13 protein-coding genes are annotated in these 13283 nt (G+C 69.8%); 9 read left to right on the top strand and 4 right to left on the bottom strand.

What is annotated here, in order from left to right; genetic code table 11:
• Positions 1 to 56: 56 nt before the first annotated feature.
• The gene (locus ACGFJ2_RS23700; protein ID WP_393471596.1) at positions 57 to 1538 is read right to left on the bottom strand and encodes a helix-turn-helix domain-containing protein; all 1482 of its coding nucleotides are present in this window, start codon (positions 1536 to 1538) and stop codon (positions 57 to 59) included.
• 93 nt (positions 1539 to 1631) lie between these two features.
• Between ACGFJ2_RS23700 and ACGFJ2_RS23695 the strand changes: the two genes are divergently transcribed.
• The 3 genes from ACGFJ2_RS23695 (at position 1632) to ACGFJ2_RS23685 (ending at position 5531) form a co-directional block, all read left to right on the top strand.
• A complete protein-coding gene (locus ACGFJ2_RS23695; protein WP_393471593.1) occupies positions 1632 to 3845 on the top strand; it encodes a xanthine dehydrogenase family protein molybdopterin-binding subunit in 2214 nt (737 codons plus the stop codon).
• Positions 3829 to 4059, top strand: a complete 231-nt coding sequence (locus tag ACGFJ2_RS23690) for an EF-hand domain-containing protein (RefSeq protein ID WP_393471590.1) — start codon at positions 3829 to 3831, stop codon at positions 4057 to 4059. The genes ACGFJ2_RS23695 and ACGFJ2_RS23690 overlap by 17 nt, the downstream gene beginning before the upstream one ends.
• Positions 4060 to 4145: 86 nt before the next feature.
• A complete protein-coding gene (locus tag ACGFJ2_RS23685) occupies positions 4146 to 5531 on the top strand; it encodes an NCS2 family permease (RefSeq protein ID WP_357961277.1) in 1386 nt (461 codons plus the stop codon).
• Between the two features lie 15 nt (positions 5532 to 5546).
• On the opposite strand, the gene ACGFJ2_RS23680 is transcribed toward ACGFJ2_RS23685, so the two are convergent.
• Positions 5547 to 6500, bottom strand: coding sequence for an excalibur calcium-binding domain-containing protein (locus ACGFJ2_RS23680; protein ID WP_393471587.1), 954 nt, complete (start codon positions 6498 to 6500; stop codon positions 5547 to 5549).
• A gap of 208 nt (positions 6501 to 6708) precedes the next feature.
• Between ACGFJ2_RS23680 and ald the strand changes: the two genes are divergently transcribed.
• A complete protein-coding gene (gene ald / locus ACGFJ2_RS23675; protein ID WP_357961271.1) occupies positions 6709 to 7830 on the top strand; it encodes an alanine dehydrogenase in 1122 nt (373 codons plus the stop codon).
• A 132-nt stretch (positions 7831 to 7962) separates the two neighbouring features.
• Here the strand turns inward: ald and ACGFJ2_RS23670 are convergent, their stop codons facing one another.
• Positions 7963 to 8520, bottom strand: coding sequence for a DinB family protein (locus ACGFJ2_RS23670; protein ID WP_393471583.1), 558 nt, complete (start codon positions 8518 to 8520; stop codon positions 7963 to 7965).
• 117 nt (positions 8521 to 8637) lie between these two features.
• On the opposite strand from ACGFJ2_RS23670, the gene ACGFJ2_RS23665 reads away from it, so the two are divergent.
• Together ACGFJ2_RS23665 and ACGFJ2_RS23660 are read left to right on the top strand one after the other, a co-directional pair.
• Positions 8638 to 9192, top strand: coding sequence for a cysteine hydrolase family protein (locus ACGFJ2_RS23665; protein WP_393471580.1), 555 nt, complete (start codon positions 8638 to 8640; stop codon positions 9190 to 9192).
• A gap of 107 nt (positions 9193 to 9299) precedes the next feature.
• The gene (locus ACGFJ2_RS23660; RefSeq protein WP_357961263.1) at positions 9300 to 9497 is read left to right on the top strand and encodes a hypothetical protein; all 198 of its coding nucleotides are present in this window, start codon (positions 9300 to 9302) and stop codon (positions 9495 to 9497) included.
• Between the two features lie 113 nt (positions 9498 to 9610).
• Here ACGFJ2_RS23660 and ACGFJ2_RS23655 read toward each other — a convergent pair whose 3' ends face one another.
• Positions 9611 to 10540, bottom strand: a complete 930-nt coding sequence (locus ACGFJ2_RS23655; RefSeq protein ID WP_393471577.1) for an oxidoreductase — start codon at positions 10538 to 10540, stop codon at positions 9611 to 9613.
• Between the two features lie 81 nt (positions 10541 to 10621).
• On the opposite strand from ACGFJ2_RS23655, the gene ACGFJ2_RS23650 reads away from it, so the two are divergent.
• From ACGFJ2_RS23650 to ACGFJ2_RS23640, 3 genes are all read left to right on the top strand, one after another.
• On the top strand, positions 10622 to 11272 hold the full coding sequence (locus ACGFJ2_RS23650) for a TetR family transcriptional regulator (RefSeq protein WP_393471574.1): 651 nt from the start codon (positions 10622 to 10624) through the stop codon (positions 11270 to 11272).
• Between the two features lie 85 nt (positions 11273 to 11357).
• Positions 11358 to 12188, top strand: coding sequence for a helix-turn-helix transcriptional regulator (locus ACGFJ2_RS23645; RefSeq protein WP_393471571.1), 831 nt, complete (start codon positions 11358 to 11360; stop codon positions 12186 to 12188).
• A gap of 44 nt (positions 12189 to 12232) precedes the next feature.
• Positions 12233 to 13195, top strand: coding sequence for a zinc-binding dehydrogenase (locus tag ACGFJ2_RS23640; RefSeq protein WP_357961249.1), 963 nt, complete (start codon positions 12233 to 12235; stop codon positions 13193 to 13195).
• The last annotated feature ends 88 nt before the right edge of the window (positions 13196 to 13283 follow it).

Here is a 13283-nt window from a genome sequence, read left to right as displayed (position 1 = left end):
CCGGATGATGTCATCAGCAACTCAGCGTGATCATCGCGCCGCTTGTCGTAATCGCTTCAGCCTGCCCGGAGGGCCAGGAAGAAGTCGACCCGGTCTGTCATCGTCGACAGATCGCGGCCGGTCAGCTCCTCCACCCGCTTGATCCGGTAACGGACAGTGTTGACGTGCACGTGCATCCGCTCCGCGCACGCGTTCCATGAGCCGGCGCAGTCGAGGAACGTGCCGAGAGTACGCACCAGCTCCGATTGGTGCCGCCCGTCGTAGTCGAGCAGTGGCCCGAGCAACCGATCGGCGAACGAGCGCCGCACGTCGCCAGGGGTCGTGGCCAGCAGCAGGGCGTGCGTGTAGATCTCGTCACTCGTCACCACCCCGCCGCCGCGCACCTCCGCCAGCCGCCTCGCGTGCCCGGCCTCCTCGACCCCGCCCTTCACGGCCACCGCGCCGGTGAGCGCGCCACTCAACCCGACGCAGACCCGCGTGCCGGGCAGCGCGGAAAGCACCTCCACCCCGGCACTCAGCTGCTCGGCCACCCCGCTCGCCGTCGAGCCCCGCAGCGGCACCAAAGCCACCGCGCCGTCCGTCCATACCGCCGCGACGACCTCGCGGGCCAGCAGCTCCTCCATGGTCTGCCCGCCCAACGTCGCCGCGTCCGGATCGCCCGGCCGGCCCGCCGTGAGGACGGTGGCGTTCACGATCGCGTACGGCTCGGCGGCGTCGAGCCCGCAGGTGCGGAGCCTGGCGTCCAGCTCGGCCGGGCCCGCCTCCGCCAGCGCGGCCGTGACGAGCTGCTCGGCCAGCCGCCGTTCGACCCGGCGCCCCTCCTCCATCCGGCTGTGCTCGACCGCGACGCAGGCCGCCAGCTCGTAGCCGATGTCGGGCCGGTCCAGCAGGTCGCCGTCGCAGGCCAGCAGCCAGCCCGCGGCCCGGTGGCCACGCCCGACGCCGAAGATCGTGTGCTCGCCGACGCGGCAGGGCAGCCGGGACGCCGTCAGGTACGCGCGGGCCAGCCGTACCGGATCCTCGGCGGAGCCCACGATCACCCGGCCGGTGGCGGAGACGACGGCGCCCGTGACGCCCAGCTCCGCGGCCGTCAGCGCGAACAGCTCGGGCAGCGCGGCGCCCTCGGCCACGGCGGTGAGCAGCCTGCGGTGACGGCCGAGCGCGTCGCGCGCGTCGCCGGACAGGCGGGGCACGACGAGCTCCGCGAGCGTACGGAAGGAGACCTCGGTGGGCACCTCGACGAGCGTCAGCCCGGCCGCCGCGCACGCCGCCACGAGGTCGTCGGGAACATGACCGAGCCACGCCTGGCCCGCGCCGAGCGCGGCCACCCCGGCCTCGGCCAGCGCGGCGACGAAGCGGGCCGCGTCGTCCGGTGACGTGCGCCACATCATCCCCGTGAGCACCAGCTCGCCGCCCGACAGGTAGCGCCCCGGCTCGGGCAGGTCGGTGATGTGCACGCCGGTGAACTCCGTGGCCGGGTCGCCGGTCAGGAGCCTGAGGCGCAGCTCGCCGATGGCCAGCAGGTCACTGATGCGCACTTGGAGGAATATACAAGCCGGCCCGTCAAGCTCTGACCGGGATTTAACGTCACGCGCATAGGACCGCCGCCACGCTGGTGCTCTACTCGGAGAATGACCGAAACGTCGAGCGAGACGCGGCGGCTCGAGTCCATGGGCGTGGGTGAGAGCGCCCAGCGGCCGGACGCCACACTGAAGGTGACGGGCGAGTTCGCCTACGCCTCCGACCTGTGGCTCGATGGCATGGCGTGGGGCGTGACGCTGCGCAGCCCGCACGTCTCGGCGTGGATCCGCTCGATCGACGTGGGACCCGCGCTGGCGATGCCCGGGGTGTTCACGGTGCTGACGCACGAGGACGTGCCCGGCGAGAAGTTCTACGGCCTGGAGCTGAAGGACCAGCCCGTGCTGGCCATCGACCAGGTCCGCTACCAGGGCGAGCCGGTCGCGCTGGTGGCCGCCGACCATCCGGAGACCGCGCGCAGGGCCGCGGCGGCGATCGTGGTCGAGTACGAGCCCCGTCCCGCCGTGACAGACCCCCGTGAGTCCCGAAATTTCGTAAGACATCAGCCGGTGCGGGTGGGCGACACCTTCGAGGCGGACGTCGTGGTGTCGGCCGAGTACGAGGTCGGCATGCAGGACCAGGCGTTCCTCGGCCCCGAGTCCGGCCTGGCCGTCCCCGCCGAGGACGGCGGCGTGGACCTGTACATCGCCACCCAGTGGCTGCACGTGGACCGCGACCAGCTCGCCCCCTGCCTCGGGCTGCCGCCGGAGAAGGTACGGCTGACGCTGTCGGGCGTCGGCGGCGCGTTCGGCGCCCGCGAGGACCTGTCGATGCAGGCGCACGCCTGCATGCTGGCGCTCCGGCTGAACCGTCCCGTGAAGATCGTCTACAACCGCGAGGAGTCGTTCTACGGCCACGTACACCGCCACCCCGCGTGGATGCGCTACGAGCACGGGGCCACCCGTGACGGCAAGCTCGTCTACGTCAAGGCCGACATCCTGCTCGACGGCGGCGCGTACTGCTCCTCCTCCCCCGCCGTCGTCGGCAACGCCGCCTCGCTCGGCGCCGGCCCGTACGAGGTGCCGAACGTCCGGATCGACGCCACCGGCGTCTACACCAACAACCCGCCGTGCGGGGCGATGCGCGGGTTCGGCGCGGTGCAGGCTTGCTACGCGTACGAGTCGCAGATGGATCTCCTGGCCGAGGCGTGCGGCCTGTCGCCGGTCGAGATCCGGGTGCGCAACGCGGTGTCGCAGGGTTCGTCCCTGGTCACCGGCCAGATCATCGACTCGCCCGCGCCGCTGGCCGGCATGCTCCGCGAGCTGGCCGCGATGCCGCTGCCGCCCTCCCGGGAGTCCGATCTGCGCGCGCTGCCGGGCGGCGTCTCGCAGACCACCCACGGCGAGTCCGTACGGCGAGGCGTCGGGTACGGCGTGGGCATCAAGAACATCTGCTTCTCCGAAGGCTTCGACGACTACTCCACGGCCCGGGTCCGGGCCGAGCTGATCGGCGGCGAGCCGCACGTCACCGTGCACACCGCGGCGGCCGAGGTCGGCCAGGGCCTGGTGACGCTCCAGGCCCAGATCGCCAGGACCGAGCTCGGCGTCGAGAACGTGACCGTGGCGACGGCCGACACCACGGTGGGCTCGGCGGGCTCGTCGTCGGCCTCGCGGCAGTCGTACGTCACCGGCGGAGCGGTGAAGGCGGCCTGCGAGGCGGTACGGGCGCGCTTCGAGGGGCTGCCGGCCAGGGAGGCGCTGGAGAAGTACGGGCCGATCGAGGAGACGCGGGAGTACCGGCACCGGCCCACGTTCCCGATGGACCCCGAGACCGGGCAGGGTGACTCGCACACCCAGCTCGCCCTGTGCGTACACCGGGCCGTGGTGGACGTGGACGTCGAGCTGGGCCTGGTCAAGGTGGTCGAGCTGGCGGCCGTACAGGATGTGGGGCGGATCATGAACCCGCAGGCGCTGGAGGGCCAGATCCACGGCGGCTCGGCGCAGGGGCTCGGGCTGGCGCTGATGGAGGAGATCCAGATGCGTGACGGGCGGCTGCTGAACCCGTCGTTCACCGACTACCTGATTCCCACCATTCTCGACATGCCGCCGATGGCGCTGAAGATCCTGGAAAATCCCGACCCCGCCGCCCCGTACGGACTGCGTGGCGCGGGTGAGCCGCCCACGCTCTCGTCCACACCCGCCATCGCGGCGGCGGTGCGGGCGGCGACCGGACTGCGGTTGACGCGCGTTCCCATCAGACCGGAAGATATCGCCTTGGTTAATGGGCGGATCGACTACGGGGAGGAATCCGATGACCAGCGCACGTGACGCGGCCAAGGCAGAGTTCGAGCGGTTCGACACCGACGGCGACGGCCTGCTGTCGACCAGCGAGATCAGGCAGGTCAATGCGGCCCTCGGCGGGCAGGGCGTCACCGACGCGGAGATCAGCGCGTTCATCGACGCCATCGACAAGGACGGCGACGGCCGGATCGGCCTGGAGGAGTTCGTCGGCCTGGTGGGTGGTGGCAAGCACGAGGCGTGATCGGCGCCTTGCGGGACCGGCCGGAGGGATGATCACGTTCCCGGCCGGGTAGGGCATCCGGCACTCCCCCTTGATCGCGAGGGGGAATGGCCGTGCTCGACAGGTTCTTCGAGCTCTCCGGCCGGTCGACGACGGCCGGGCGTGAGGTGCGCGGCGGCATCACCACGTTCATGGCGATGGCCTACATCATCCTGCTCAACCCGATCATTCTGGCCGGCGCCCGCGACATCACCGGCGCCAGGCTCTCGATCGTCCAGCTCACCACCTCGACCGCCTTGGCGGCGGCCGTCTCGACGCTGCTCATGGCCTTCATCGGCAACGCGCCGTTCGGGCTGGCGGCCGGGCTCGGCCTGAACGCGGTGGTGGCCTACCAGGCCGCGCCCCACATGACCTGGGCCCAGGCGATGGGCCTGGTCGTCCTCGAAGGACTCGCGATCGTCATCCTGGCCGTGACGGGCCTGCGTACCCTGATCATGAACGCGATCCCGCTGGCGCTCAAGCACGCGATCAGCGTGGGGATCGGGCTGTTCATCGCGCTGATCGGCCTGGTCGACGCGGGCTTCGTGGCGGCGGGCTCCGGCACGCCCGTGCAACTCGGCGCGACCGGGCACCTGGCGGGCTGGCCGGTCACGGTGTTCTGCTTCGGGCTGCTCCTGATGATCGTCCTGTACGTACGCCGGACCCCGGCGGCCATCCTCATCAGCATCGCGGTGACTACTGTCCTGGCCGTGGTCGTGAACTCACTGGCCACCATCGACCCCAGGACCTGGGGCGTAGTGACGCCCCGGGTGCCGAAGTCGCTGGTCGCGGCGCCCGACTTCGGGCTGGTGGGACGGTTCGACCTGTTCGGCGGGTTCGTGAGCGCGGGGGCGCTGACGGCGGCCGTGGTGCTGTTCACGCTGATTCTGTCCGGGTTCTTCGACGCGATGGGCACGATCATCGGCGTCAGCGACGAGGCCGGGCTGGTGGACGAGCAGGGGCGGGTGCCGCGGCTGGGCGCGATCCTGACCGTGGACGGCGTCGCGGGCATGATCGGCGGGGCGACCAGTTCGTCGGCGAACACCGTCTTCGTCGAGTCGGCCGCCGGTGTGGGCGAGGGGGCCAGGACCGGGCTGGCCAGCGTGGTGACCGGGGCGCTGCTGGGCCTGGCCCTGCTGTTCACGCCGCTGGCCGGGATGGTGCCCGCAGCCGCGGCGGCGCCCGCGCTGGTGCTGGTCGGGGCGCTGATGATGACGCAGAGCAGGAACGTGCCCTGGGAGGACCTGGAGCTGGCCGTGCCCGCGTTCCTGACGATCGCGCTGATGCCGTTCACGTACTCGATCACGAACGGGGTGGGGGCCGGGGTGATCTCGTACACGCTGATCAAGGCGGCTCGGGGGAAGTTCGGCGAGATTCCGTGGCTGCTGTGGGTGGTCTCGCTGATCTTCCTGGCCTATTTCGGGATCACGGCATTGGAGGAGTTGTTCGGGTAGCTGCTTGGCCGGCTGTCAGCGGATGTCGGCGGTGTTGCAGGCCACGTTGTTCTTGTCGAGGTCGGGGTACCAGGCGTACTCGGGGTGGACGCCCTTGGTGTACGGGCCGTCGCCGGCGGCGACGGCCGCCTTGCAGCTCGCGTAGTGGGGGTCCAGGCTGCCTCGGACGGGAGAGGTGGCATGGCTGGCCGGGGCGGAGGCGCCCGAGGTCGGCGCTCCCGCGTTGGGCACGCCCGTCGTGCCCGTAGTGCCCGTGGGGGACTGGCCCGTGGTGGTCGGCGCTCCACCCGTCGGCGCTCCACCCGTCGGGGCTCCACCCGTCGGCACTCCACCCGTCGGTACCCCCGCGGTCGGGGCGGCGTCGGTCGGCGCTCCGGGCGACGGCGTGGAGCCGAGCAGACTCGCGGCCAGGGCCTCGGCCGCCGCCTTGTCGAAGCCCACGATGCTCAGGCTGTCGCCGTCCATGGGCTGCGTGACGATCGGTGCCGCCAGGACGGTCTTGGGCACCTGGACGACTGCCACCTGCCGCTGGTTCGTCACCAGCTCGTCGATGAGGTCCGACACCTTCTGCTTGAACGCGGGCGCGATCGCGATGCGCACCGAGTAGGTGCCGTCCTTCTCGCGTACCGCCTCGATCCGCTGCACGGCGTTGACCGTGACCCCGTCCTCCAGCAGGTAACAGGTGGTCTGCTCCTTGTCGAGCACCGCCGTGACACCCGGGCACGGCGCCGGCTTGGTGTCTCTGACCGGCGCGAAGTGGATCGGCGTCGCCAGCCGCTGCGGCGGGACGCCCCCCAGGAGCGGCGCGTCGGGGCTTCTGGTCATCAGGACGGCGACCGTCCCCAGCACGCCGGAGATGAGCACGACGATCACCAGCGAGACGATCAACACGATGGTGGTGAATCTGCTGGCCTTGGGTTCTCCGGGCTCTCCGGGCTCCGCGGGTGGCGGCTCTTCCGGCTTCTCCATCGTTGGCGACCCCATCCTGACGTTCGGGCTGCGGGTGAGCCTATCGAGGACCGGCTGTAGCGGGGTAATCAGGTGAACGATCCTCATCGTCCAGCAAGAAATGGGGAAGATGGGAGAAAGGGCTGCAGATTGTCGATGGATCCTTACGGCGGTCGAGAAGAAAGTGACGCCGCCTGAAGGCAGGGGTTTCCACGCTCAAGGAGTCTCGATGAAGGTCGGCGTTCCCCGCGAGGTCAAGGACAACGAATACCGCGTCGCGCTCACCCCCGCGGGCGTCCACGAGCTGGTACGGCACGGCCACCAGGTCCACGTCGAGCACGACGCGGGCCTCGGCTCGTCGATCCCCGACGCCGACTTCGCGGCGGCCGGTGCCGTCATACTCGACCAGGTCGACGACGTCTGGGCCGAGAGCGACCTGGTGCTGAAGGTGAAGGAGCCGATCGCCGAGGAATACCACCGGATGCGCAAGGGCCAGATCCTGTTCACCTACCTCCATCTGGCCGCCTCCCGGGCCTGCACCAAGGCGATGCTCGACTCGGGCGTCACCGGGATCGCCTACGAGACCGTACAGACGCCGAACGGCGCCCTCCCCCTGCTCGCCCCCATGTCGGAGGTCGCGGGGCGGCTCGCGCCGCAGGTCGGCGCGTACCATCTGATGCGCTCGCAGGGCGGCAGAGGCGTGCTGATGGGCGGCGTGTCAGGCGTGCGCGCGGCCCACGTCGTGGTGATCGGCGCGGGCGTGTCGGGCATGAACGCCGCCGCCATCGCGCTCGGCATGCAGGCCGAGGTGCTCCTCCTCGACAAGAACATCGACAAACTCCGCCAGGCCGACATGATCTACCAGGGCCACTGCCAGACGGTCGCCTCCAACACCCTGGAGATCGAGAGCGCCGTACGCGAGGCCGACCTGGTCATCGGCGCGGTCCTGGTGCCCGGCGCGAAGGCGCCCAAGCTGGTGACCAATGAGCTCGTCAGCCGGATGAAGCCCGGCTCCGTGCTGGTCGACATCTCGATCGACCAGGGCGGCTGCTTCGAGGACTCCCGGCCCACCACGCACGCGGAGCCGACGTACCAGGTGCACGAGTCGATCTTCTACTGCGTGGCCAACATGCCGGGCGCGGTCCCGTACACCTCAACGTTCGCCCTGACGAACGTCACGCTCCCGTACGCGCTGGCCATCGCCGACCGGGGCTGGGCACCGGCCATGCGCCAGGACCAGGCGCTCGCGCTGGGACTGAGCACGCACGAGGGCCGCCTGACCAGCCGGCCGGTGGCGGAGGCCCACGGGTTCACATGGACGCCATTGGAAGACGTACTGACCCGAGCATGACGAGGCGACCGCCGAGCACCTCCCGGTGCCGGGCGACTCCTTCGACGCCGGCCTGGCGATCCTCATGGTCCACCGCTGGAGCGCCCTGACCTCCTGGACCAGGGGCACACTCCCGCGGCGATGTACTCACGACTACTGACCTATGCGGCCGTCGATGCGCTCGCGCAACAGGTCGGCATGACCCATGTGGCGGGCATACTCCCAGATCATTCCCATCGCCGCCTCGCGCAGCGACATCAACCCTCCACCGCTGCCATGCAGATTCGCGGCATCGTCGGCGGTGATGTCGAGACTGGGCGCCTCGGCCATGAACCGCTCGGCGAAGTCCACCTCCGCACGCCATGCCTCCCACGCCTCCGCTACGACCTTGGGGTCGGCGACAGCGCCGTCGAAGTCACCGTCACGGTCGGTCTCGGAGGTGAACAGCTTGGGGACGTCCTGTCCGGCCATCAGCACCCGGAACGTCCCACGCTCCACCTCGGCCAGGTGTCGCACCAGGCCCAGGAGCGACATCGTCGACGGCTCGACGGAACGCCGCGCCATCGCCTCCGCATCGAGATCCGCGCATTTCATCTCCAAGGTGAGGCGTGCGCAGCGCAGGTTTTCGATCAGCGTGGTGCGCTCGTCGCCCAACGTTGGCCCGTTCTCACGTGGGTCGTCGTCAGATGGCTTGCCGTCCGCGGTGAACATGTCGGCTCGTCGTGTCGTTGCCATGGCCGCCATCTTGGGCGAAGCGCCTGGCGGCCGACAACTGATTAACGGTCCCTAGACTCATGGCCATTCGCTGTAACTCACGGAAGGACGACAGTGGCCAAGACCGCTCTCCTGGTGATGGATGTCCAACGGGTCATCGTGGACCGCTACCCGGACCCCGCCTACCTGCCGCGCCTGCGCGAGGCGATCGACGCCGCCCGGGCCGCCGGCCTCCCGGTGATCTACGCGGCCGTCGGGTTCCGTCCCGGATATGCGGAGATCAGTCCCCGCAACAAGATGTTCGGCGCGATCGCCCGCATGGGGGGAATCGGCGGAAACGACCAGGCCATGGAGATCCATCCGGACGTGGCACCGGAACCTGGCGACGTCGTCGTCACGAAGAAGCGGGTCAGCGCCTTCGCCGGCAGCGACCTCGACATGGTCCTGCGGGCAGGCGACATCGATCACCTGGTCCTCACCGGCATCGCCACGAGCGGCGTCGTGCTGTCCACCCTGCGCCAGGCGGCCGACCTGGACTTCCAGCTCACCGTCCTGTCCGACGCCTGCCTCGACTCCGATCCCGAGGTGCACCGGGTGCTCGTGGAAAAGGTGTTCCCCGGCCAGGCGGACGTCACCACCGTGGCCGAGTGGGTGGCGACGACCAAGTGATCCGAGGCCGCTTCCCTGACATCTGGGTGCCGGGCGGCCCAGTGATCCGAGGCTGTTCGCGTCCCTGACATCTGTTTTCCTGACACCCCGGCGGGTACGCCGGGGTGATGCACGAGCCCATGGCAGAGCGGATACGACGACGCGCCGAGCACCTGCTGCCCGAGGAACAGGCGGCAGGCAGCGACGACACCGAGAAGCAGGCGGCAAGCATCCTCGCCGACTCCGACGCCCGCGAGGAGTACGCGGAATCAACACCCGACCTGCGGATCGACCACCGCACGTCCGAGGAGACCGTCGATCCTTGACGCGCTCTCCGGTGTGAACGCCGGAGATCCAGCCCGTGCCGTCGCGGCTCATCTGGGACCGGACGCGCGCGCCTCCTGACCGAGGCGGTGTGTTTCGAACTGGAAAACGAGACTCAGCCAGTGACCGGAAGCGCGTACCGCACAGCGGTCAGCCGTTCCGACAACTCCCACAGCCGGCGTCCGGTCTCGGCGTCGGCGGCGGCCGGGGCCAGTCGCACCCGTGTTGGCGCGCCACGCAATTCGCCCATGCCGTCCGGCCCGAAGAACTGCCCGCCGGACGCGTCCGGGGCGGTGGCCGCGTACAGCTGGGGCAGTGCGCCCCGGTCCGGGGGCTGTGCGAGCGGGGTGAGGATCCGGCCGTACAGCATTTTCACCATGCCGACCGGTGCGCTCGTCTGCAGGTTGGTGGCGGCGTAGCCGGGGTGGGCGAGCATGCTGGCCACCGGGCTGCCTGCGGCGGTCAGGCGGCGGTGGAGTTCCCAGCCGAAGACCGCGTTGGCGAACTTCGACTGGTTGTAGAACCTCATCGGCGCGTACGTGCGCTCGCCGGACAGGTCGTCGAAGAGCAGGCGGCCCTGCCGGTGGTTGGTCGAGCTGACGGTGACCACGCGGGGATCGTCGCCGTCGGCCAAGAGGTCGAGCAGCAGGCCGGTGAGGGCGAAGTGGCCGAGATGGTTGACGGCGAACTGCAGCTCGTGACCCTGCGCGCTGAGGGTACGGGGTGGCGCCATCACACCGGCGTTGTTGATGAGCACGTCCAGCCGCGCGTGGTCGGAGCGCAGCCCGTCGGCGAAGGCGCGGACGGAGTCCAGATCGGCCAGATCGAGGCGGCGTACCTCCAGGCGGGCGCCCGGCTGCTCAGCGACGATCTTCGCGACCGCCTGGCGGGCCTTGGGCTCGTCGCGTACGGCGAGGATGACGTGCCCGCCCTTGCGGGCGAGCGCTTGGGTGGTCGCCAGGCCGAGGCCGCTGGTGGCTCCGGTGACGACGAACGTCCGTGTGGTCTGGTCCGGAAGGTGCGCGGAGGTCCAGGATTTTGTCACGCGGCACACGCTGCCCTTGTAGGCACTGAGTGTCAAGTCGCGCTTCCGTGCCACCAGCGGCATGGGATGTAAGATGGGCCGGTGACCATCCGCCCCGAAGTGAGCCTGGCCCAGCGCAAACGTCAGCTTGTCTCTGACGAGCTGACGCAGGCGGCGCTGAATCTGCTGACCCGGAAAGGGTTCGACGCGGTCACGGTCGACGAGATCGTGGCCGCCGCGGGCGTTTCCCGACGCACGTTCTTCCGATATTTCGCTTCAAAGGAGGACGTGGTGGTCCAGTTCCTGGCCGAGATGGGCGCCGGCATGCGTGCGGAGTTGGCGGCCCGCCCCGCCGAGGAGCCGCCATCGGCCGCACTGCGGCACACCGTCTGGGTCTCCGTCAATGCCTGCGCCGACCATGCCGACCGGGCGCTGCGCGTGGTGCAGCTGATTCTGAACACACCGGCCCTGCTCGCCCGTTTCCTGGAGCGCCAGGCGCAGTGGCGTGCGGAGTTGACGGCGGAACTGGCCCACCGGCTGAGGCTCGACCCCGCGACCGACCTGTATCCGCACATGGCGGCCGGGATGGCACTGACCGCCTTCGACGCCGTGCTGCGGCGGTGGAGCGACAGCGACGGTTCCGAGGCCCCCACCGCCCTGATCGACCAGGCTTTCGCCGTGATCGCGCCGGCGCTGGACACCGTCGATGGCGAAGGCCCTGGACCGCGAATCTTGGATGCGCCGCGGCCCTAAGGTCAATCCCACCAGAAGGACCAGACAGCAGCATCCACGATCTCGGCCGCGGAGGCCGGTGCCTATAGTCGCTTATGGTGTGTTTGTGACTGCTAGTCCAGGCCGCCGTGACCAGCTCAAAGAGTTCCTGCGCGCCAAGCGGGAGGCTCTCTCCCCCGCCGACGTCGGCATGCCCGAAGGAGGACGCCGCCGTACTCCGGGGCTGCGCCGGGAAGAGGTGGCAGTGCTCGCCGGGGTGGGAGTGTCCTGGTACACCTGGCTGGAGCAGGGACGCGACATCAAGGTCTCCGATGCCGTGCTGGATGCCGTCGCCCGCGTGCTGAAACTTGACGAGGCGGAACGGGCGCACCTGTACGTGCTCGCCGGGCTGAATCCACCGGACCCCGCAGGCCGGCCGGGTGCGCCGGTGAGCGAGCAGTTGCGCGCGGTGCTGGAGGCATGGATGCCCAATCCGGCGCACGTACTGGATCGGCACTACAACCTGGTGGCGATGAACGACGCGGCCAGGTGGGTGTTCGGATTCGATGACGATGTCCGGAACTGCATGGTGGCGTTCTTCACCCACCCGATCTACCGCGGCAGGTTCACCGAATGGGACGAGTTCGCCCCGGACATGGTGGCCGACTTCCGCGCCAGCGCCGCCCGCTATCACGACGATCCGGTGTTCGGTCAGATCGCCGAAGAGCTGTGCGGCGCCAGTGCGGAGTTCGCCGAGTTGTGGGCCCGGCCGGACGTACGCTCCCGCTCCCAGGGGATCAAGGCGATCACCCACCCCGAAGCCGGGAACCTCACCTTCGAGTATTCGCTGTTCCGGCTGCCGGATCGTACGGACCTCAACGTGGTACTGCACACACCGCATCCCGACACCGACACCAAGGAGAAGGTCGAAAGCCTGGTGGTGGCACACCCAGGATGAGCTGACACTGCCTTCCCGAAAGCCTTCCCACCACGATGGAAGACATGAAGGCAATCACGATTCCCGAATTCGGCAGTGCTGATGTCCTCCGCCTCGACGAGGTCGAGCTCCCCGAGCCCGGGCCGGGGCAGGTCTCCATCGACGTGGCCTACGCGGGCGCCAACTTCGCCGAGATCCTCTACCGGCAGGGCGTGGTGGACGTACCGCTGCCCTTCGTGCCCGGCATCGAGGTGTCCGGCCGCATCCGGGCGCTCGGCCCCGGCGTCGAGGGGCTGCGGGTGGGCCAGTCGGTCGCCGCGCTGACGATCGTCGACAGCGGCGGCTACGCGGAGGTGGTGACCACCTCCGCCGACCTGGTGGCCCCGTTGGACGACTACGACCTGGGGCTGGGCATCGCGGCGGCGCTGCCCTCCAACAGCACCACCGCGTTCCTCGTACTCGACCGGGTAGCCCGCATCGAACCAGGCGAAACCGTGCTCGTGCACGCCGCCGCCGGAGGCGTGGGCAGCCAGCTCGGCCAGGCCGCCCGGTTGCTGGGCGCGGGCCGCGTGGTGGGCACCGTGGGCAGCCCCGCCAAGATCGAGACCGCCAAGGCGTTCGGCTATGACGAGGTCGTCCTGCGCGAGCAGGTGGCCGAGGCCGGTCGGTTCGACATCGTGGTGGACATGGTCGGCGGTGCGGCCCGACGCACCAGCCTGGACCTGCTCGCGCCGATGGGCCGGATGGTGGTGATGGGCAACGCCTCCGGCGCCGAGGACGTCGGGATCTCGGCCGACGAACTGTGGTTCACCAACAAGACGGTCTCCGGGTTCAACCTGGCCGCGTTCTCCGCCGCTTTCCCGGCAGAGGCGGGTCGGGCGCTGAATCGGGCTGTCGCGGCGGCCGCTAGCGGGGAGCTTCGGGTGCAGGTGGAGTCACTACGGCTGGAGCAGGCCGCACAGGCGCACCGCCGCATCGAGTCCGGCCGTACGACCGGCAAGCTCGTGCTCGAAGTCGAACGAATCTGACGCCTAACTCAAAGAACATGAGCAGGTCGGAGGCGGTTCTCTGTGGATGCGCTCCGACGCCCGTTGTACGTCCCCGCTTGTACGTCCC

Source organism: Nonomuraea sp. NPDC049028 (assembly GCF_043197735.1).
Classification (GTDB): Bacteria; Actinomycetota; Actinomycetes; order Streptosporangiales; family Streptosporangiaceae; genus Nonomuraea.
This window is presented reverse-complemented; position numbering and strand designations above follow the sequence as displayed.

What these genes read in the sequence shown, in the direction of transcription:
- ACGFJ2_RS23685 (WP_357961277.1), top strand. Translation starts at nt 4,146, where the DNA reads ATGGCCGTGCTCGACAGGTTCTTCGAGCTCTCCGGCCGGTCGACGACG.
- ACGFJ2_RS23695 (WP_393471593.1), top strand. Translation starts at nt 1,632, where the DNA reads ATGACCGAAACGTCGAGCGAGACGCGGCGGCTCGAGTCCATGGGCGTG.
- ACGFJ2_RS23670 (WP_393471583.1), bottom strand. Translation starts at nt 8,520, where the DNA reads ATGTTCACCGCGGACGGCAAGCCATCTGACGACGACCCACGTGAGAAC.
- ACGFJ2_RS23660 (WP_357961263.1), top strand. Translation starts at nt 9,300, where the DNA reads ATGCACGAGCCCATGGCAGAGCGGATACGACGACGCGCCGAGCACCTG.
- ACGFJ2_RS23680 (WP_393471587.1), bottom strand. Translation starts at nt 6,500, where the DNA reads ATGGAGAAGCCGGAAGAGCCGCCACCCGCGGAGCCCGGAGAGCCCGGA.
- ACGFJ2_RS23690 (WP_393471590.1), top strand. Translation starts at nt 3,829, where the DNA reads ATGACCAGCGCACGTGACGCGGCCAAGGCAGAGTTCGAGCGGTTCGAC.
- ald (WP_357961271.1), top strand. Translation starts at nt 6,709, where the DNA reads ATGAAGGTCGGCGTTCCCCGCGAGGTCAAGGACAACGAATACCGCGTC.
- ACGFJ2_RS23640 (WP_357961249.1), top strand. Translation starts at nt 12,233, where the DNA reads ATGAAGGCAATCACGATTCCCGAATTCGGCAGTGCTGATGTCCTCCGC.